Genomic DNA, 15526 nt, shown 5'->3' with positions numbered 1-15526 from the left:
CCGCCAGTGCTTTTGGTCTGATCCAGCAGCTAACGCACGAGCCTCGATCAGCCGACCGTCGATTTCAGGAATGCCAGCGCGGCAGCGGTCAGCGCATCGCCGTCGTCGCCGAAATCGCGATTGATCGACATGTGCGTATAGGCGCTGCCGTCGAACAGCGTAACCCTGGTGCCGGTGGCGCGCAGGCGCTTGGCAAAGGCCTTGGAGGCCTCGCCACGGCCAGGCGCCCGCGAATAGGCGATGAATGTCGGCGGATGCTTGCGGCCGTCGACATAGCTGATGGGTGACAGTGCGGCCCATTGCGCGGGGTCGGAAAAGACCCGCGCATAGGCCCGCACCATGCCGCCATTCTTGGCAAGCGCTGCAAGGTCGTAGGCTCTTGTATCGACGAGAAGTAGGGCAGCGACGCCAGGCAACCCACCGCGCATGCCAGTCAGCGCAATCAGTTGGCAGCCGGCCGAATGGCCCATGCCGACAACGCGATTAGGGTCGCCGCCATGCTGAGCGATGTTGGCCCTGATATAGCCGTAGGCCTTTTCGACGTCGCCGGCCTGGGTTGCGACATCAGCCTCAGGCAACATCCGGTAATCGATGGAGACGAAGCAGAAGCCATTGGCCAGCAGGAAGGCCGGCTTGGCGTTGACTTGGCTTCGCTTTCCAGACTGCCAGGTGCCGCCATGAACGAAAAACACGACCGGCAGTGCGGTTGCACCTGCGGGGGCATAGATGTCGAGTTTCGCCGGCCCGTAGTCGACGGTTTTTGGCGCCGGTTGGCGCAGCCGCCACGCGGCCGATGCTCCCAAGGGCAGCATCGCCGCCACGGAAGCCAGAATGAGGCTTCGCCGATCGATCATCGTGGTCTCCGACCGTGTCGGCCAAGAGTGCCCCCGAGCGCCGCGAGCGTCCAGTTAAGGATTGGCAATATCCAAAGATCTGGTTCGGCGATCGATCATCGATCCGAACCGCGATCGACCTGCTTCATCGAACCCGCATCGGGCGACAGCTCTCACCGCGTCAAATGCACCGCGCTCGCGGTTCAGATCACGAAATCAATATTTGTCCTCGATGGCTTCATCTGGCCATCACCGCCCTAAGTTGTTGGATACGCATTCCAATCACATGGGGTGCCGTCCCGGGTTTCGACGCGAGGTCTCCGAGTTTCGATGCCAAGTGCATCATCTGAAGGGAACCACAATGCACTCCCGGTAGTTGAATAGATTGAGGAGCCATCCGGCGGCCAGAACGGCTTTGAGGGCAGAATATCATGCGTGAGAATCAGTCCGACGTCTTCGATCTGTTTTCGGAGATTTATGCGAACGCGGCCCAGGAAGAAATCAGCCTCCAGCAGTACCTTCTTGCCTGCCGAGAGGACAAATCGATGTATGCCTCGGCGCCTGAACGGATGGTCGAGGCAATCGGCGAGCCGAACTTGGTCGACACCAGCAAGGACGAGCGACTAGGCCGCATTTTCTCAAACCGCACCGTCAAGATCTATCCCTCCTTCTCCGACTTCTATGGAATGGAGGATACGATCGAGCGCATCGCCGGATATTTCCGCTATGCCTCCCAGGGCCTCGAGGAGCGCAAGCAGATCCTCTACCTTCTCGGCCCTGTCGGCGGCGGCAAATCCTCTCTGGCCGAGCGGCTGAAGAGACTGATGGAGGAACGCCCGATCTACACGCTGAAGGTCGGTAACCAGATCAGCCCGGTTTTCGAATCGCCGCTTGGCCTCTTCCATCCCGATCGCATGGGCGACCTGCTGCAGGATAAATACGGCATAGCCCGACGCCGGCTGAACGGGCTTATCTCGCCATGGGCGGCCAAGCGCCTCGACGAACTGTCCGGTGACATTTCCAAGTTCAGCGTGGTCAAGCTGATGCCTTCGCGATTGCGCCAGATCGGCATCGCCAAGACCGAGCCCGGCGATGAGAACAATCAGGACGTCTCGGCCCTGGTCGGCAAGGTCGACATCCGGCAATTGGAAAATTTCAGCCAGTCCGATCCGGACGCCTATTCCTATAGCGGCGGACTGAACCGGACCACCCAGGGCCTGCTTGAATTCGTGGAAATGTTCAAGGCGCCCATCAAGGTCCTGCATCCGCTGCTGACCGCGACCCAGGAGGGCAGCTACAACGGCACCGAAAATTTCGGCGCCTTTCCCTACCAGGGGATCATCGTGGCCCATTCCAACGAATCGGAATGGCAGCAGTTCAAGAACAACAAAAACAATGAGGCCTTTCTCGATCGCATCCTCGTGGTCAAGGTGCCCTATTGTCTGCGGATCACCGAAGAGAGGCAGATTTACGAAAAGCTGCTGCGGGAGAGCGAATTGGCCGCCAGCCCCTGCGCCCCCGAAGTGCTGGACATTCTCAGCCGCTTCACCGTCTCGACCCGCCTGGCCGAGCATGACAATTCGCCACTCTACACCAAGATGCGCGCCTATGACGGCGAGAACCTGAAGGACGTCGACCCTAAGGCGAAGTCGGTTCAGGAATATCGCGACGCCGCCGGCGTCGCCGAAGGCATGACCGGCGTCAGCACACGCTTCGCCTTCAAGATTCTGTCGCAGACATTCAACTACGATACGAAGGAGGTGGCTGCCGATCCCGTGCATCTCATGTACATCCTGGAAGAGGCGATCAAGCGCGAGCAGTTTCCAAAGGAGACGGAAGCGGCCTATCTCGAGTTCATCAAGTCGGAGCTGGCAACGCGCTATGCCGAGTTCATCGGCCACGAAATCCAGAAGGCCTATCTGGAATCATACAGCGAGTATGGCCAGAACCTCTTCGACCGTTACATCGCCTATGCCGATGCCTGGATCGAGGATCAGGACTACAAGGATCCCGATACCGGCCAAGTTCTCAATCGCGAGATATTGGACAAGGAATTGTCGCAGGTCGAAAAACCGGCCGGCATCGCCAATCCCAAGGACTTCCGCAACGAGGTGGTGAAGTTCACATTGCGCGCGCGCGCAAGAAACCACGACCGCAACCCGGCGTGGACAAGTTACGAAAAGCTGCGGGAAGTCATCGAGAAGCGCATGTTCGGCCAGGTCGAGGACCTCCTGCCGGTGATCAGCTTCGGCTCCAAGCAGGATAGCGTCACGGAAAAGCGGCACAATGAGTTCGTGCAGCGGATGGTCGAGCGTGGCTACACCCAGCGGCAGGTGCGTCGCCTTGTGGACTGGTACATGCGGGTGAACAGGGCGGGTTGAAAGAGCCCGGATGGTTCCATGCCGATCTTCATCGACCGTCGCCTGAATCCGAAAGACAAGAGCCTCGGCAATCGCCAGCGCTTTCTCAGGCGCGCGCGCGAGGAGCTGAAGCGGAGCATACGCGATCAGATCCGCACCGGCAGCATCGCCGACGCCGATACCGAGCACGCTGTGCCCATGCCCGAAAGTGGCACGGGCGAGCCAAGCTTCAACAACGCCCGCAACAGCGGCAGGCGCCAGCACATCCTGCCGGGCAACAGGCATTTCTCCCCTGGAGACCTGATCCCCAAGCCCGGCGGCGGCGCGGGAGCGTCGTCCCCGGGGAACACGGCGTCTGAAGACGACTTTCGTTTCGTGCTGTCACGTGAAGAGGTGCTCGATCTTTTTTTCGAGGATCTCGAACTCCCAGATATGGTCAAGCTCAACCTCAAGGAGATCCTTGCCTTCAAGCCGCGCCGGGCTGGCTTCGCCGCCACCGGTTCACCGACCAACATCAATGTTGTGCGCACGATGCGCAACAGCCACGGCCGCCGCATTGCGCTGAGGCGTCCTAAGCAGGAGGATTTGGACGCGATCCTTCAGGAAATCGCCACGCTTGAGTTGGTGCCGTCCAGCCCAGCGGCGCGCCAGCGCATTGCGGCGTTGCGCGAAGAACTTGACCGGCTGGAGCGGCGGCGCAGACGAATTGCCTATGTCGATCCGGTCGACATCCGCTTCAACCGCTTCGATCCCCGACCTGTGCCGAACGCCAATGCCGTCATGTTCTGTCTGATGGATGTGTCCGGCTCGATGGGTGAGCGCGAAAAGGATCTGGCCAAGCGCTTCTTCGTACTGCTGCACCTGTTCTTGAAACGGCGCTACGACCGCATCGAGATCGTCTTCATCCGCCACACGCATCTGGCCCAGGAGGTCGATGAGGAAACATTTTTCTACAACACGCAAAGCGGCGGCACTGTCGTTTCCACCGCGCTGGAGGAAATGCACCGCATTATTGGCGAACGTTACCCCGCCCACGAATGGAACATCTACGCCGCCCAGGCCTCGGACGGCGACAATTTTGGCGGCGATTCTGAGCGATGCATGGCATTGCTCAACGGCAAGCTCATGCGGCTGTGCCAGTATTTTGCCTATGTCGAGATCATCGACGAGCGAGAAGCCCATATCTTCGGCACGACCGAAAACGGGACATCGCTATGGCGTGCCTATAGCGAAATCGACCTGAGATGGCCGAACTTCCAGATGAGCCGCATTGCCACGCCCGCCGATATCTACCCGGTTTTTCGCCAACTCTTCGGCAGACAGCCGGCTTCCCTCAAGAGGGCATGAGGGGGTCCGATGGCCAGACAAGCCAGTAAATCCAGCCTGCTTTTTTCAGGGTCCGACTGGGATTTCAAGACATTGTCGCGGACCTATGACGCGATCGAGGCAATCGCGGTCGAAGAGCTTCATCTCGAAACCTACCCCGTACAGATGGAGATCATCTCCTCCCAGCAGATGCTCGACGCCTATTCATCGGTCGGCATGCCACTGATGTACCGTCACTGGTCTTTCGGCAAACATTTCCTCCACCAGGACCTGCTTTATCGCAAAGGCGGGCGAGGCCTTGCCTATGAACTGGTCATCAATTCCAATCCTTGCATCGTCTATCTGATGGAGGAAAACACCATGGCCCTGCAGGCCTTGGTGACGGCCCATGCTGCGCTCGGGCACAACCATTTCTTCAAGAACAATCAGTTGTTCAAGCAGTGGACGGACGCCGGGGCGATCCTCGGCTACCTGGACTTCGCAAAGGGCTACATTGTCCGTTGCGAGGAGCGGCACGGCCTCGCCGCCGTCGAGACTATTCTTGATTCCGCCCACGCGCTGATGGCGCAGGGCGTATTCCGCTATCACCGGCCGCCGAAGCTGTCGTCGGAGCGGCAGCGTGAAGGGCTTCGCGAGCGCCTCGAATACGAAGAACACTCCTATAATGATTTGTGGCGCACGCTGCCGCCGTCGCGGCAAACGGCCAACGACAAGGGACACGACGAGCCGGAGCGGAAGAAATCGCTCAACCTGCCCGAGGAAAACCTGCTTTATTTCCTGGAAAAGAACAGCCTGGTCCTGGAGCCTTGGCAGCGTGAGGTGATCAGGATCGTTCGTGTCATAGCACAATATTTTTATCCTCAACGGCAAACACAGGTGATGAACGAGGGCTGCGCCACTTTCGTTCACTATACGCTGATGAACATGCTGTTCGATCGCGGCCAGATCAGCGAAGGTGCCATGCTCGAAATCCTGCGGAACCATTCCAACGTGGTCTTCCAGCCGGCATACGACGATCCGCGCTTTTCCGGCATCAACCCCTACGCTCTCGGCCTCGATATGATGCAGGACATTAAGCGCATCTCGACCGAGCCGACGGCGGAAGACCGGGAATGGTTTCCCGACATCGCCGGCCACGGCGACTGGCTCGAGATCCTGCTCGATGCCTGGGCGGACCACCGCGATGAGTCCTTCATCCGCCAGTATCTCAGTCCGACCTTGATCCGGAAATGGCGGTTCTTTGTGCTCGGTGACGTTGCCGACCAACCGCATTGCCGGGTCGCCTCGATCCATAACGAACGCGGCTATGCCAAGATCCGCGCCGCGCTTGCCCACAGCTACGAGATCGGCGCGAACCAACCGGACATCCAGGTGGTGGACGTCGATCTGCTCGGCGACCGGCATTTGAGACTGCGGCACAAGGTCAATGACGGCATCCTTCTCGAGGATGCCAGCCGCGATGCCACGCTTCGTCACATCCGCAGGCTTTGGGGTTATGAGGTCAGCTTGGCGGCCGTCGACGCTGAGACGGGCGCGGCTATCCACGAACGCTCGACGAGCCAGATCGCGGAATGAGGCTCCATAGCTGCGCTGGTTTTCATGGCGCTAAAAAGTGCGCGGTGGTCCTGCGCGACATGCATTGAACAGGGGCTTGAAGCGCGTCGCCTGTCTTCGTTTCAATGGGATGCGTTTTAAGCGTCGCCGGCTGGCCTGATCCTCAGCCTGGCAATCCGGTTCTTGTCGCGCTTCATGACGGTGAAGCGCTTGCCGTGGAACGTGAAAGCCTGCTTCTCCTCGGGGATCGACTGCGTCTCGTGGATGACGAGCCCGGCAATGGTGGTCGCCTCCTCATCCGGCAGGTTCCAGTCGAGCGCCCGGTTCAGGTCGCGGATCGGCACGGTGCCGTCGACGACGACGGAGCCGTCGGCCTCCTGCTTGACGCCCTGGATGTCTACATCATGCTCGTCCGCGATCTCGCCGACGATCTCCTCGATAATGTCCTCCAGCGTCACCAGCCCTTCGACCTCGCCATATTCGTCGACGACGACGGCGAAATGCGCCTTGCGGCGCAGGAAGGCGTTGAGCTGTTCCTGCAATGTCGTGGTGTCGGGCACGAACCACGGTTTCGAGGCGATCTTCATCACGTCGATCCTGGAGAAGTCGTTGCCGACTTCGTTCAAGGCGCGCAGCAGATCCTTGGCGTGCAACACGCCGACGATGTTGTCGAGCGAGCCCTTCCACAGCGGCATGCGGGTGTGCGGGCTCTGCAAGATCTCGCGCACCACCGCCTCCGGCGCATTGTCGGCATTGACGGAGCGCATGTTGGTGCGGTGGACCATGATGTCGGAGACTTCGAGCTCGGCGAGATCGAACAGGCCGCCGACGCGATCGCGATCCTCGCGCACCACCTGGCCGTCGCGACGGAAATCGTCGACCGCGCCGCGCAATTCGTCCTGGGTCGAGCGCTGCGGCTCGATGCGCGACAGCTCATAACCAAAAGCGGCAAGCAGGCGCGTGCGCACGGCAACGACCAGCAGGATGAGGATGGCAAGGACAGCGACGACGATCCAGCCGGTCTCGTTGTTCATTTCAGCCGGCTTTCCTGCTGGCTGGGATGGTTTTCTTTCAGGAACGACAGCACTTCCGACGCTGGAACATCCTTGGCGATGAAGGCCTGGCCGATACCGCGCGTCAGAATGAACGTCAGCGCACCGCGCGACACCTTCTTGTCCTGGGTGATGAAGGCAAGAAGTGCCTCGGCATCCGGCAAATCGCCTGGGATATCGGCCATGCGCCAGGGCAGGCCGACGGCGCGCAGATGCGCCTCGACGCGCGCCGCGTCGTCGGGACTGGCCAGGTTCAGCCGCGACGAGAACCGATGTGCCAGCGCCATGCCGATGGCAACGCCCTCGCCATGGACGAGGCGGGTTCCGTCATACTGGGTGGCGGCTTCCAGTGCGTGGCCGAACGTGTGGCCGAGATTGAGCAGCGCGCGGTCGCCGGTCTCGAACTCGTCGCGCGCAACCACGTCGGCCTTGGCGCGGCAGGCTTCGGCAATAGCCTGCGCCCTCTCCGGTCCGCCGGCAAAAACCTGCACCCAGTTCTCTTCCAGCCAGGTGAAAAATTCCGGCCGGTCGATGAGCCCGTATTTGGCGAGCTCGGCATAGCCGGCGCGGAATTCGCGGATCGGCAGCGTGTCGAGCACTCCGGTGTCGGCCAGCACCAGCTTCGGCTGATGGAAGACGCCGACAAGGTTCTTGCCGCGCGCGCTGTTGATGCCGGTCTTGCCGCCGACCGAGGAATCGACCTGTGCCAGCAGTGAGGTCGGGATCTGCACGAAATTCATGCCGCGCCGCACGATTCCGGCGGCAAAGCCGGCGAGATCGCCGATAACGCCGCCGCCGAAGGCGATGACGATGTCGCCGCGTTCCAGTTTCGCAGCCAGCACGCCGTCGACCACCTCTTCGAGATGGGCAAAGCTCTTGGTCTTCTCGCCGGGCGGCAGCGTGATGACGGCTGGTTGGATGCCGCTCGTTTCGAGGCCGGCCTTCAGCGCATCGAGATGCGCTGCCGCGACATTGGCGTCGGTGATCACAGCGGCGCGGGTACCCGGCAGGCGGCGCGCAATCTCGGCACCGGCGCGCGACAGCAGCCCCGAGCCGATCAGGATGTCGTAGGTCCGGTCGCCAAGGCCCACTTCGACAACAACGGGTTCATCGACGCTCACGATCGCACCTCGCCTGTCGCGGCAGTCTCATCGATGCCGAAATGCCGGCGCAGCGCGTCCACCACCTCGGTCGCGATGACCTCCTTGCGGTCGTCGCGGGTCGGCACGGTGACGTCAGATGTCGCGTAGACCGGATAGCGCTCGCTCACCAGCCGCTCCAGCACGGCGCGAGGATCGGCACTTTTCAACAGCGGCCGGTTCTGCTTCTTGGAGACGCGGTCCATCAAAAGATCGAGTTCGGCCTTCAGCCAAACCGACACGCCTTGCGCGGCGATAGCCTCGCGCGTCTGCGCGTTCATGAAGGCGCCGCCGCCCGTCGACAGCACTTGCGGGCCGTTTTCCAGCACGCGCAGGATGACGCGCTGCTCCAGCGCTCTGAACTCGGTCTCGCCATAGCGCTCGAACAGTTCCGGAACGGTCATGCGCGAGACGCTTTCGATCTCCTGGTCGCTGTCGATGAAGGGCAGCGCCAGCATCGTCGCCACCTTGCGGCCGATCGCCGTCTTGCCGGCGCCCATCAGCCCGACAAAGACGATGGAACGGCCGCCCAGCCGGCCAAGCAGCGCGGCGTGGGTCTCGTCTGGGGGATTTGCTGGCAGCGCGTTCATCGAATGTTTCGAGGGCCCTCTTTGCCGGCGTATCGACATGAAAAGCCCGTTTGCGTCAAGCGCGGCAAGCACCTTGAGCCCGATATGGGCTGGCTGGGTCCGCATCGGAAGTTGCTAACAGGCCTCAGCTTCTTCCTTGAATTGGGCGGATTGGCGTCCCATAAGGGCACAGGGTTTGGAAACGCAGAACAAGAAGACGGGCGAAAATTGATGCCGACACTGTTTCGCTTTGTCGTGATAACAGCGATTCTAGCTGGCATTGCCTATGGTACGATGTTCGCGCTGGTGATGTTCGTGGAGCCCAAGAAGGGGGAAATGAGCGTGCGCATCCCCGCGGAAAAGCTGAACCCCAAGAAAAGTTGAATGACAAGAAAAGCTGAATGAACAGCGCCGCCCGCATCGAAGCCTTTCTGGAAATGATGAGCGCCGAGCGGGGTGCGGCCGAAAACACGCTTTCCTCCTACCGCCGTGACCTCGAAGACGCCTCGAGCGAGATCGATGGCGGGCTCGCCGGCGCGGCGGCCGCCGACATCCGCGCCTATCTCGATGACATCGCCGCGCGCGGCTTTGCCGCCACGTCGCAGGCGCGCAAGCTGTCGGCGATCCGCCAGTTCTTCAAATTCCTCTACGCCGAAGGCCTGCGCGGCGATGACCCGACGGGCACGCTGGACAGCCCGAAAAAAGGCCGCCCGCTGCCCAAGACGATGAGCGAGGCCGACACCGGCCGGCTGATCGACCGCGCGGCACTTGAGGCCGGCGGTTCAGGGCTCGGCAACAGTGAGTGGCTGGCGGCACTGCGCCTGCATGCGCTGGTCGAGGTGCTTTATGCCACCGGCCTGCGTGTTTCCGAGTTGGTCGGCCTGCCGGTGACGGTGGCACAGCGCGACGACCGCTTCTTCATGGTGCGCGGCAAGGGTGACAAGGAGCGCATGGTGCCGCTCTCGGTCAAGGCGCGCACGGCAATGAAGACCTGGCTTGCCGCCCGTGCCAAGGTTCCAGCCTTCGCCGACAGTCCATTCCTGTTCCCGGCCGCATCCGACAGCGGCTATCTCTCGCGCCAGGTCTTCGCCCGCGACCTGAAAGGGCTGGCGGCGAGGGCCGGCATCGCCTCGGCGAAAATCTCGCCGCACGTACTGCGCCATGCTTTCGCCAGCCATCTCCTGCAGAACGGCGCCGATCTCAGGGCGGTGCAGCAGTTGCTCGGCCATGCCGACATATCGACGACACAGATTTATACCCATGTGCTGGAAGAGCGGCTGGTGCGGTTGGTCAACGATCATCATCCGCTTGCCGACTAGGCCTCATATCGCTATGTGAGGACGACGTTTCACCGCCCGGAGCCTTGGATATAAGGGTTCCGTCAGCCATTGCCTTCCGATGTATCGGTCCGCCCACGCATGTATAATTACCTCGATTTCGAAAAGCCGGTGCAGGACCTCGAGGGCAAGATCCTCGAGCTGAAGAAGCTCGCCGAGAATGGCGAGGCGGTCGATGTCGGCGACGAGATCAGCCGTCTCGAGAAGCGCTCCCGCGACGCGCTGCGCGACGCCTACAAGGCGCTGACGCCATGGCAGAAGGTGCAGGTCGCGCGCCATCCCGACAGGCCGCATTGCGTCGACTACATCAAGGGCCTGTTCAACGATTTCACGCCGCTGGCTGGCGACCGCAATTTCGGCGAGGACCAGGCGATCGTCGGCGGCTTCGCCCGCTTCCGCGGCGAGCCTGTTGCCATCATCGGCCAGGAAAAGGGTTCCGACACGACCAGCCGCCTGAAACACAATTTCGGCTCGGTGCGGCCGGAAGGCTACCGCAAGGCGGTGCGGCTGATGGAACTCGCCGACCGGTTCAACATCCCGCTACTGACACTGGTCGACACCGCCGGCGCCTATCCCGGCGTCGGCGCCGAGGAGCGCGGCCAGGCGGAAGCCATCGCCCGTTCGACCTCCACATGCCTTAGGCTCAGGGTGCCGTCGATCTCGGTTGTCATCGGCGAGGGCGGTTCGGGCGGCGCCATCGCCATCGCCACCGCCAACCGCGTCTACATGCTCGAACACTCCATCTATTCGGTGATTTCGCCGGAGGGTGCGGCCTCGATCCTGTGGCGCGACACGACGCGATCCAAGGACGCGGCGACGAACATGAAGATCACCGCCCAGGATCTTCTTGAGCTGAAGATTATCGACGCCATCATTCCCGAGCCGCTCGGCGGCGCGCATCGTGGCGCCGAAACCGTGATCGCCGCGACCGGCGACCTCATCGCCCGGACGATGAAGGAATTTGCCGGAGCCAACACCGATTTTCGCGAGCAGCGCCGCGAGAAATACCTGGCAATGGGCCGCAGCCTCTGACCACAGGCAACCTTGCCCGCCACAATTGTGGCGGCGCGGAGCATTTTTGCCACAAAAATGCCGCTGCATTCGGCTCAATGAGACTGCCGCAGAGGGACGCGTCGGCACTTGCGGTAAGGAATTTGTTAGGGTTAACGGGCTTAGGGTCCGTCCACGTTCAGTGCAGTAGCCGGGTATGAATTGCCCTCGCGCCAGAGAAAAGACGATATCCGCAGCCATGTTTGTCAAGCTTGCCCGCACCGGAATCCTGATCGCCGCCCTCGGCGTTGCCGGGTGTAACAATTCGTCGATGAAGGATTTTGCCCCGGAGGCCAACAAGCCGCTGCCCGACAAGATCCTCGCCGACATGAGGGCCAAGGGCATGGTTCGCACCTCGTCGGTGATGGCCCGCATCTTCAAGGAAGAAGGCAAGCTCGAAATCTGGAAGGCCAAGACCAACGGCCGCTACGACATGGTGGCCAGCTACGACATCTGCAAATGGTCGGGCAAGCTCGGGCCGAAATACACCGAAGGCGACCGCCAGGCGCCGGAAGGCTTCTACACGGTGCGCCCGGCGCAGATGAACCCGCGCTCGAACTACCATCTGTCGTTCAACATCGGCTATCCCAACGCCTACGATCGCGCCAATGGCCGCACCGGCTCCAATTTGATGGTGCACGGCGCCTGTTCGTCGTCGGGCTGCTATTCGATGACCGACGCGCAGATCGAACAGATCTACGCCTTCGGCCGCGACGCCTTCCAGGGCGGCCAGACCGAATTCCAGATCCAGGCGTTTCCGTTCCGCATGACCGCCGCCAACATGGCACGCTACCGCAACGATCCGAATTACGAATTCTGGAAGATGCTGAAGGTCGGCTACGACAATTTCGAGATCACCAAGGTGCCGCCGAAGGTCGATGTCTGCGAGAAGCGCTACGTCTTCAACCAGGTTGCCGCCGACGGCCAGACATTCGATCCGACCGGTGCCTGCCCGGCGACGACGCAGCCTGATTCGCTGAAAAGCGCCTACAACTCCTACATGAGCACCTACGACGCGGCGTTCAGCGGCGCGGTCAAGGCCAGCGTGCCGGCGCCCAAGCCGACCATCGCCGGCATCAAGGAAGCCAGCATCGTCTCCGACTGGTCCAAGCGCAGGGCGCGCGGCGAACGCGTGCCGATCAACCCGCCGTCGCTCAACAACGACGGCTCGGTCACCGAGACGGCCCGCATGGGCCGTATCGATTCGCCGGCCGGCCGCAAGATGGCCGCCCTCGACGCCGAAAAAGCCGCCAAGCAGAAGGCCGAGGAGCAGAGGCTGGCTGCGATAGAGGCGGCCAAGCAAGCCAAGGAAGCCGCCAAGGCTCAAGCTCTGGCTGAAAAGGAGGCCGAGAAGGCCGCCAAGGAAGCCCCTGTCGCCACGGCGACCATCGCGGCCCCTTCCGAAGCCGCGCCAGTGGCTGAAACGCAAGCGGCGAGTGCCGACGAGAGCCGGGTGACGAAGCTGAAGAACAAGTTGCTCGGCATGTTTGGCGGTTGATCTCACCCGTGGCTGATCGCGCCGTTGTCTATGACCTCAAGGGACTGAACTGCCCCCTGCCCGTGCTCAAGGCCAAGAAGCGCCTTGCCGGCATGCAACCGGGCAGCCGGCTTTGGTTAGAGACCACCGACCCACTCGCCGTCATCGACATTCCGGCATTCTGCTCCGACAGCGGCCACCAGTTGATCGAAACGGCGGCGATGTCCGGTGGTCATCGCTTTCTGGTCGAGCGCGGAAAACAGCAATCGTAGAGTTCAACGTCCGGCAATCGCTAGCGGATTGTTTTCCAGCGCCGCGCGGTCGGGCGTATCGATTGACGGCCGGTTGGTGAAGGCGGCGAACAGCCGGCGGATATAATCCTCCGGCATGTCGAGCGTGATCAGCACCAGCCGCGTGCCGCGCTGGCCATCCGGCCAGGCCGGCAGTTGCACCGGCGGATGCAGGATTTTTTGCACACCATGGATCACCAGCGGCCGCGACGGGTCTTCGCTGAGTTCGATGACGCCCTTCATCCGCAGCAGGCGCTCGCCATGCGTCGAACGCAGCAGGTCGAGAAACATCTCGATGGCTGAAAACGGCACCGGGCCGTCATGCACCAGCGAATAGGAGCGCACACGCGAATCGTGCCGATGGCCGTGGTCATGGCCATGTTCGTGATCATGCCCATCATGATGATCGTGGTCGTGATGATGATGGTGGTGGTGATCGTGCGCTGCTTCCTCGCCAAGCCAGCGCCGCACATCAGCGGATTTGGTGGCGGGATTGTAAAGGCCGCAGTCGAACAGCGCCGCCACTCCTGTTCCGGTGTCGGCGGCATCGAACAGTTCGGCGCCCGGATTGATGTGCCGCAGGCGCGCGCGCAGCGTTTCCAATTCGCGGGGGTCGCTGAGCAGATCGGCCTTGCTGAGCACGATACGGTCGGCAACGGCAACCTGCTTGACCGCCTCGACATGGGCATCGAGCGTGGCCTCCCCGTTGACCGCATCGACCAGCGTGATGACGCCGTCGAGCCGGAAAGCCTGGACCAGCGCGGGATGCGCCATGATCGACTGCAGCACCGGCGCCGGATCGGCAAGCCCGGTGGTCTCGACGATGACCCTGGCAAGACGGGCGATGCGGCCGGTCTGCAGCCGGTCGACCAGATCGGCCAGCGTATCGACCAGTTCGCCGCGCACCGTGCAGCACAGGCAACCATCGGAAAGCTGGATGATGCCGTCGGAAGACTGCTCGACCAGCAAATGGTCGATCGCCACCTCGCCGAACTCGTTGATGATGACCGCCGTGTCGGCCAGCGCCGGATCCTTCAACAGCCGGTTGAGCAGCGTCGTCTTGCCGGCTCCGAGGAAACCGGTCAGCACCGAGACGGGGATCGGGAAGCCGCTCATTGATCTCTATCTGCCTGTTTGAGCATGTCTTTTCCGAAAAACGGTATCAAAGTTTCGCTGTCGCGGACCTTCGGTTCGGCATCAGGCTTTAGTTCGCAACCTTGACCGGCTGGTCGCCCTGCGCGGCGGAGCCGGCAATCTTCGGGCCCGCGCCGGTCGGCGCCGGTCTGTCGGGCCGCCAGCTCGGAATAGGCACGTCGGCGTATTCTTGGCCGCCCTGGTCGAGGATGGCCTTCGGTGCCGGACCGGTGGCGCCGCCAAGGCCAACGGCTACCAGCGTCGGCACATGGTCGAGCTTTTTCTGATAGGGCGATTTCGGCACGTTCTTGGCAACAACCGGCGGCGCTTCGGATTGTTCCTGCGGCGCCTTCCTCTTGCAGACCTCGTCATGCATGTCGTTGGGCGAGACCAGATCGCCATAGGGCGCCAGCGTGGTGACGGTGGCCGACCCGGCGGTCGGCGTGTCAAAACCCTGGTCGAGCAGTCTCGCAGCGGTCTCGGCACGGGTGACCGCCGATTTCTCGCCAAGCACCACCGCGACCAGCGTGCGCCCGTTGCGGGTCGCCGAACCGATCATGTTGAAGCCGGAGGGGCAGACAAAGCCGGTCTTCATGCCATCGGCGCCGGGATAACGGCCGATCAAAAGATTGTAGTTCGCGATCGCCTTCTTGCCGACGGCAAGCCCTTCTATCGAAAACCAAGACGCATATTGCGGGAACTCGCGGCGGATCGCCATCACCAGGACGGCAAGGTCGCGCGCCGTCGTGTACTGGTCCGGCGAATAGAGCCCGTTCGGATTGACGAAATGCGTGCCGTTCATGCCGAGCCGGGTGGCTTCGGCATTCATCCGTTCGGCAAAGGCTGCCTGCGAACCGCCGACATTCTCGCCGACGGCCATGGCGATGTCGTTGGCCGATTTGACCAGCATCATCTTCAGCGCGTTGTCGAGCCGCATCACCGAGCCCGGCTTGAAGCCCATCTTGCTTGGCGGCTCGGAAGCAGAATGTTTCGTCACCTTGATCGGCGAATCAAGCTGGACCTCGCCGGCCGCGATCGCCCGAAAGGTCACATAAGCAGTCATTAGCTTGGTCAACGACGCCGGATACCAGCGCTTGAATGCATCCTGATGCTGCAGGATCTGGCCGCTGCCGAGGTCGAAAACAACCACCGGATTGGCCCGCGCAGGCCCGGCCAGGACCGACAGCGCGATTGTGCCAGCCGAAAATAGCTTGAGGAAATGCCTGTGCCGCATGATCAAATCCGAAATCGCCTCTTGCCGTAGTCGCCCCTGGCTCCGTAAGATTTCGTTACGCGGTCGCCAGCATGATAGGTCCGACCCTCAAAAACCGGACCGCATCGATGCGGTGCTATTTACCCTATGTGACGCCAAGATGGCAAAGTGCCTGGCGATCACAATTGCAAG

14 protein-coding genes are annotated in these 15526 nt (G+C 61.8%); 8 read left to right on the top strand and 6 right to left on the bottom strand.

What is annotated here, in order from left to right; all coding sequences use genetic code 11:
* Nucleotides 1-47: 47 nt before the first annotated feature.
* Nucleotides 48-854 (bottom strand): alpha/beta hydrolase, encoded by an 807-nt coding sequence (locus NKH03_RS01875; RefSeq protein ID WP_352966855.1) that lies wholly within the window; start codon nt 852-854, stop codon nt 48-50.
* Between the two features lie 410 nt (nt 855-1264).
* Between NKH03_RS01875 and NKH03_RS01870 the strand changes: the two genes are divergently transcribed.
* From NKH03_RS01870 to NKH03_RS01860, 3 genes are read left to right on the top strand one after another with little or no spacing between them, the layout of a single operon-like run.
* Nucleotides 1265-3214, top strand: a complete 1950-nt coding sequence (locus NKH03_RS01870; RefSeq protein WP_352870733.1) for a PrkA family serine protein kinase — start codon at nt 1265-1267, stop codon at nt 3212-3214.
* An 18-nt stretch (nt 3215-3232) separates the two neighbouring features.
* Complete coding sequence (locus tag NKH03_RS01865) at nt 3233-4540, top strand: YeaH/YhbH family protein (RefSeq protein ID WP_352966853.1); 1308 nt, start codon at nt 3233-3235, stop codon at nt 4538-4540.
* Nucleotides 4541-4549: 9 nt separating this feature from the next.
* Nucleotides 4550-6094, top strand: a complete 1545-nt coding sequence (locus tag NKH03_RS01860; RefSeq protein ID WP_352870731.1) for a SpoVR family protein — start codon at nt 4550-4552, stop codon at nt 6092-6094.
* A 116-nt stretch (nt 6095-6210) separates the two neighbouring features.
* Here NKH03_RS01860 and NKH03_RS01855 read toward each other — a convergent pair whose 3' ends face one another.
* Genes NKH03_RS01855 through NKH03_RS01845 form a run of 3 tightly spaced genes read right to left on the bottom strand, consistent with a single transcriptional unit; the run spans nt 6211 to nt 8854 of the window.
* Nucleotides 6211-7107 (bottom strand): HlyC/CorC family transporter, encoded by an 897-nt coding sequence (locus NKH03_RS01855; protein WP_352870730.1) that lies wholly within the window; start codon nt 7105-7107, stop codon nt 6211-6213.
* A complete protein-coding gene (aroB, locus tag NKH03_RS01850) occupies nt 7104-8246 on the bottom strand; it encodes a 3-dehydroquinate synthase (RefSeq protein ID WP_352870729.1) in 1143 nt (380 codons plus the stop codon). The genes NKH03_RS01855 and aroB overlap by 4 nt, the downstream gene beginning before the upstream one ends.
* Nucleotides 8243-8854 (bottom strand): shikimate kinase, encoded by a 612-nt coding sequence (locus tag NKH03_RS01845; protein ID WP_352870728.1) that lies wholly within the window; start codon nt 8852-8854, stop codon nt 8243-8245. Before NKH03_RS01845 ends, aroB begins: the two co-directional genes overlap by 4 nt.
* 210 nt (nt 8855-9064) lie before the next feature.
* Here NKH03_RS01845 and NKH03_RS01840 point away from each other — a divergent pair, with 210 nt between their 5' ends.
* The 5 genes from NKH03_RS01840 to NKH03_RS01820 all read left to right on the top strand — a co-directional run bounded on the left by NKH03_RS01840 (nt 9065) and on the right by NKH03_RS01820 (nt 12969).
* Nucleotides 9065-9217, top strand: a complete 153-nt coding sequence (locus NKH03_RS01840; protein WP_183454671.1) for a histidine kinase — start codon at nt 9065-9067, stop codon at nt 9215-9217.
* 17 nt (nt 9218-9234) lie between these two features.
* Nucleotides 9235-10152 (top strand): site-specific tyrosine recombinase XerD, encoded by a 918-nt coding sequence (locus NKH03_RS01835; protein ID WP_352966851.1) that lies wholly within the window; start codon nt 9235-9237, stop codon nt 10150-10152.
* A gap of 99 nt (nt 10153-10251) precedes the next feature.
* Nucleotides 10252-11202 carry an acetyl-CoA carboxylase carboxyltransferase subunit alpha gene (locus NKH03_RS01830; RefSeq protein ID WP_352870726.1) on the top strand — a complete coding sequence of 317 codons (951 nt, stop codon included), beginning with the start codon at nt 10252-10254 and terminating at the stop codon, nt 11200-11202.
* 217 nt (nt 11203-11419) lie between these two features.
* Nucleotides 11420-12718, top strand: coding sequence for a L,D-transpeptidase family protein (locus NKH03_RS01825; protein ID WP_352966850.1), 1299 nt, complete (start codon nt 11420-11422; stop codon nt 12716-12718).
* 8 nt (nt 12719-12726) lie between these two features.
* Nucleotides 12727-12969 carry a sulfurtransferase TusA family protein gene (locus NKH03_RS01820; RefSeq protein ID WP_352870724.1) on the top strand — a complete coding sequence of 81 codons (243 nt, stop codon included), beginning with the start codon at nt 12727-12729 and terminating at the stop codon, nt 12967-12969.
* 3 nt (nt 12970-12972) lie between these two features.
* Here the strand turns inward: NKH03_RS01820 and NKH03_RS01815 are convergent, their stop codons facing one another.
* Both NKH03_RS01815 and NKH03_RS01810 read right to left on the bottom strand, forming a co-directional pair.
* The gene (locus NKH03_RS01815; RefSeq protein ID WP_352966848.1) at nt 12973-14103 is read right to left on the bottom strand and encodes a CobW family GTP-binding protein; all 1131 of its coding nucleotides are present in this window, start codon (nt 14101-14103) and stop codon (nt 12973-12975) included.
* 88 nt (nt 14104-14191) lie between these two features.
* A complete protein-coding gene (locus NKH03_RS01810) occupies nt 14192-15355 on the bottom strand; it encodes a D-alanyl-D-alanine carboxypeptidase family protein (protein ID WP_352966847.1) in 1164 nt (387 codons plus the stop codon).
* Nucleotides 15356-15526: the final 171 nt, after the last annotated feature.

The organism is Mesorhizobium sp. M1406 (assembly GCF_040317555.1).
GTDB lineage: Bacteria > Pseudomonadota > Alphaproteobacteria > Rhizobiales > Rhizobiaceae > Mesorhizobium.
This window is presented reverse-complemented; position numbering and strand designations above follow the sequence as displayed.

Excerpts from the sequence above, each read along its gene's own strand:
- NKH03_RS01875 (WP_352966855.1), bottom strand. The coding sequence starts at position 854 with ATGATCGATCGGCGAAGCCTCATTCTGGCTTCCGTGGCGGCGATGCTG.
- NKH03_RS01870 (WP_352870733.1), top strand. The coding sequence starts at position 1,265 with ATGCGTGAGAATCAGTCCGACGTCTTCGATCTGTTTTCGGAGATTTAT.
- NKH03_RS01865 (WP_352966853.1), top strand. The coding sequence starts at position 3,233 with ATGCCGATCTTCATCGACCGTCGCCTGAATCCGAAAGACAAGAGCCTC.
- NKH03_RS01860 (WP_352870731.1), top strand. The coding sequence starts at position 4,550 with ATGGCCAGACAAGCCAGTAAATCCAGCCTGCTTTTTTCAGGGTCCGAC.
- NKH03_RS01855 (WP_352870730.1), bottom strand. The coding sequence starts at position 7,107 with ATGAACAACGAGACCGGCTGGATCGTCGTCGCTGTCCTTGCCATCCTC.
- NKH03_RS01845 (WP_352870728.1), bottom strand. The coding sequence starts at position 8,854 with ATGAACGCGCTGCCAGCAAATCCCCCAGACGAGACCCACGCCGCGCTG.
- NKH03_RS01840 (WP_183454671.1), top strand. The coding sequence starts at position 9,065 with ATGCCGACACTGTTTCGCTTTGTCGTGATAACAGCGATTCTAGCTGGC.
- NKH03_RS01835 (WP_352966851.1), top strand. The coding sequence starts at position 9,235 with ATGAACAGCGCCGCCCGCATCGAAGCCTTTCTGGAAATGATGAGCGCC.
- NKH03_RS01830 (WP_352870726.1), top strand. The coding sequence starts at position 10,252 with ATGTATAATTACCTCGATTTCGAAAAGCCGGTGCAGGACCTCGAGGGC.
- NKH03_RS01825 (WP_352966850.1), top strand. The coding sequence starts at position 11,420 with ATGTTTGTCAAGCTTGCCCGCACCGGAATCCTGATCGCCGCCCTCGGC.
- NKH03_RS01815 (WP_352966848.1), bottom strand. The coding sequence starts at position 14,103 with ATGAGCGGCTTCCCGATCCCCGTCTCGGTGCTGACCGGTTTCCTCGGA.
- NKH03_RS01810 (WP_352966847.1), bottom strand. The coding sequence starts at position 15,355 with ATGCGGCACAGGCATTTCCTCAAGCTATTTTCGGCTGGCACAATCGCG.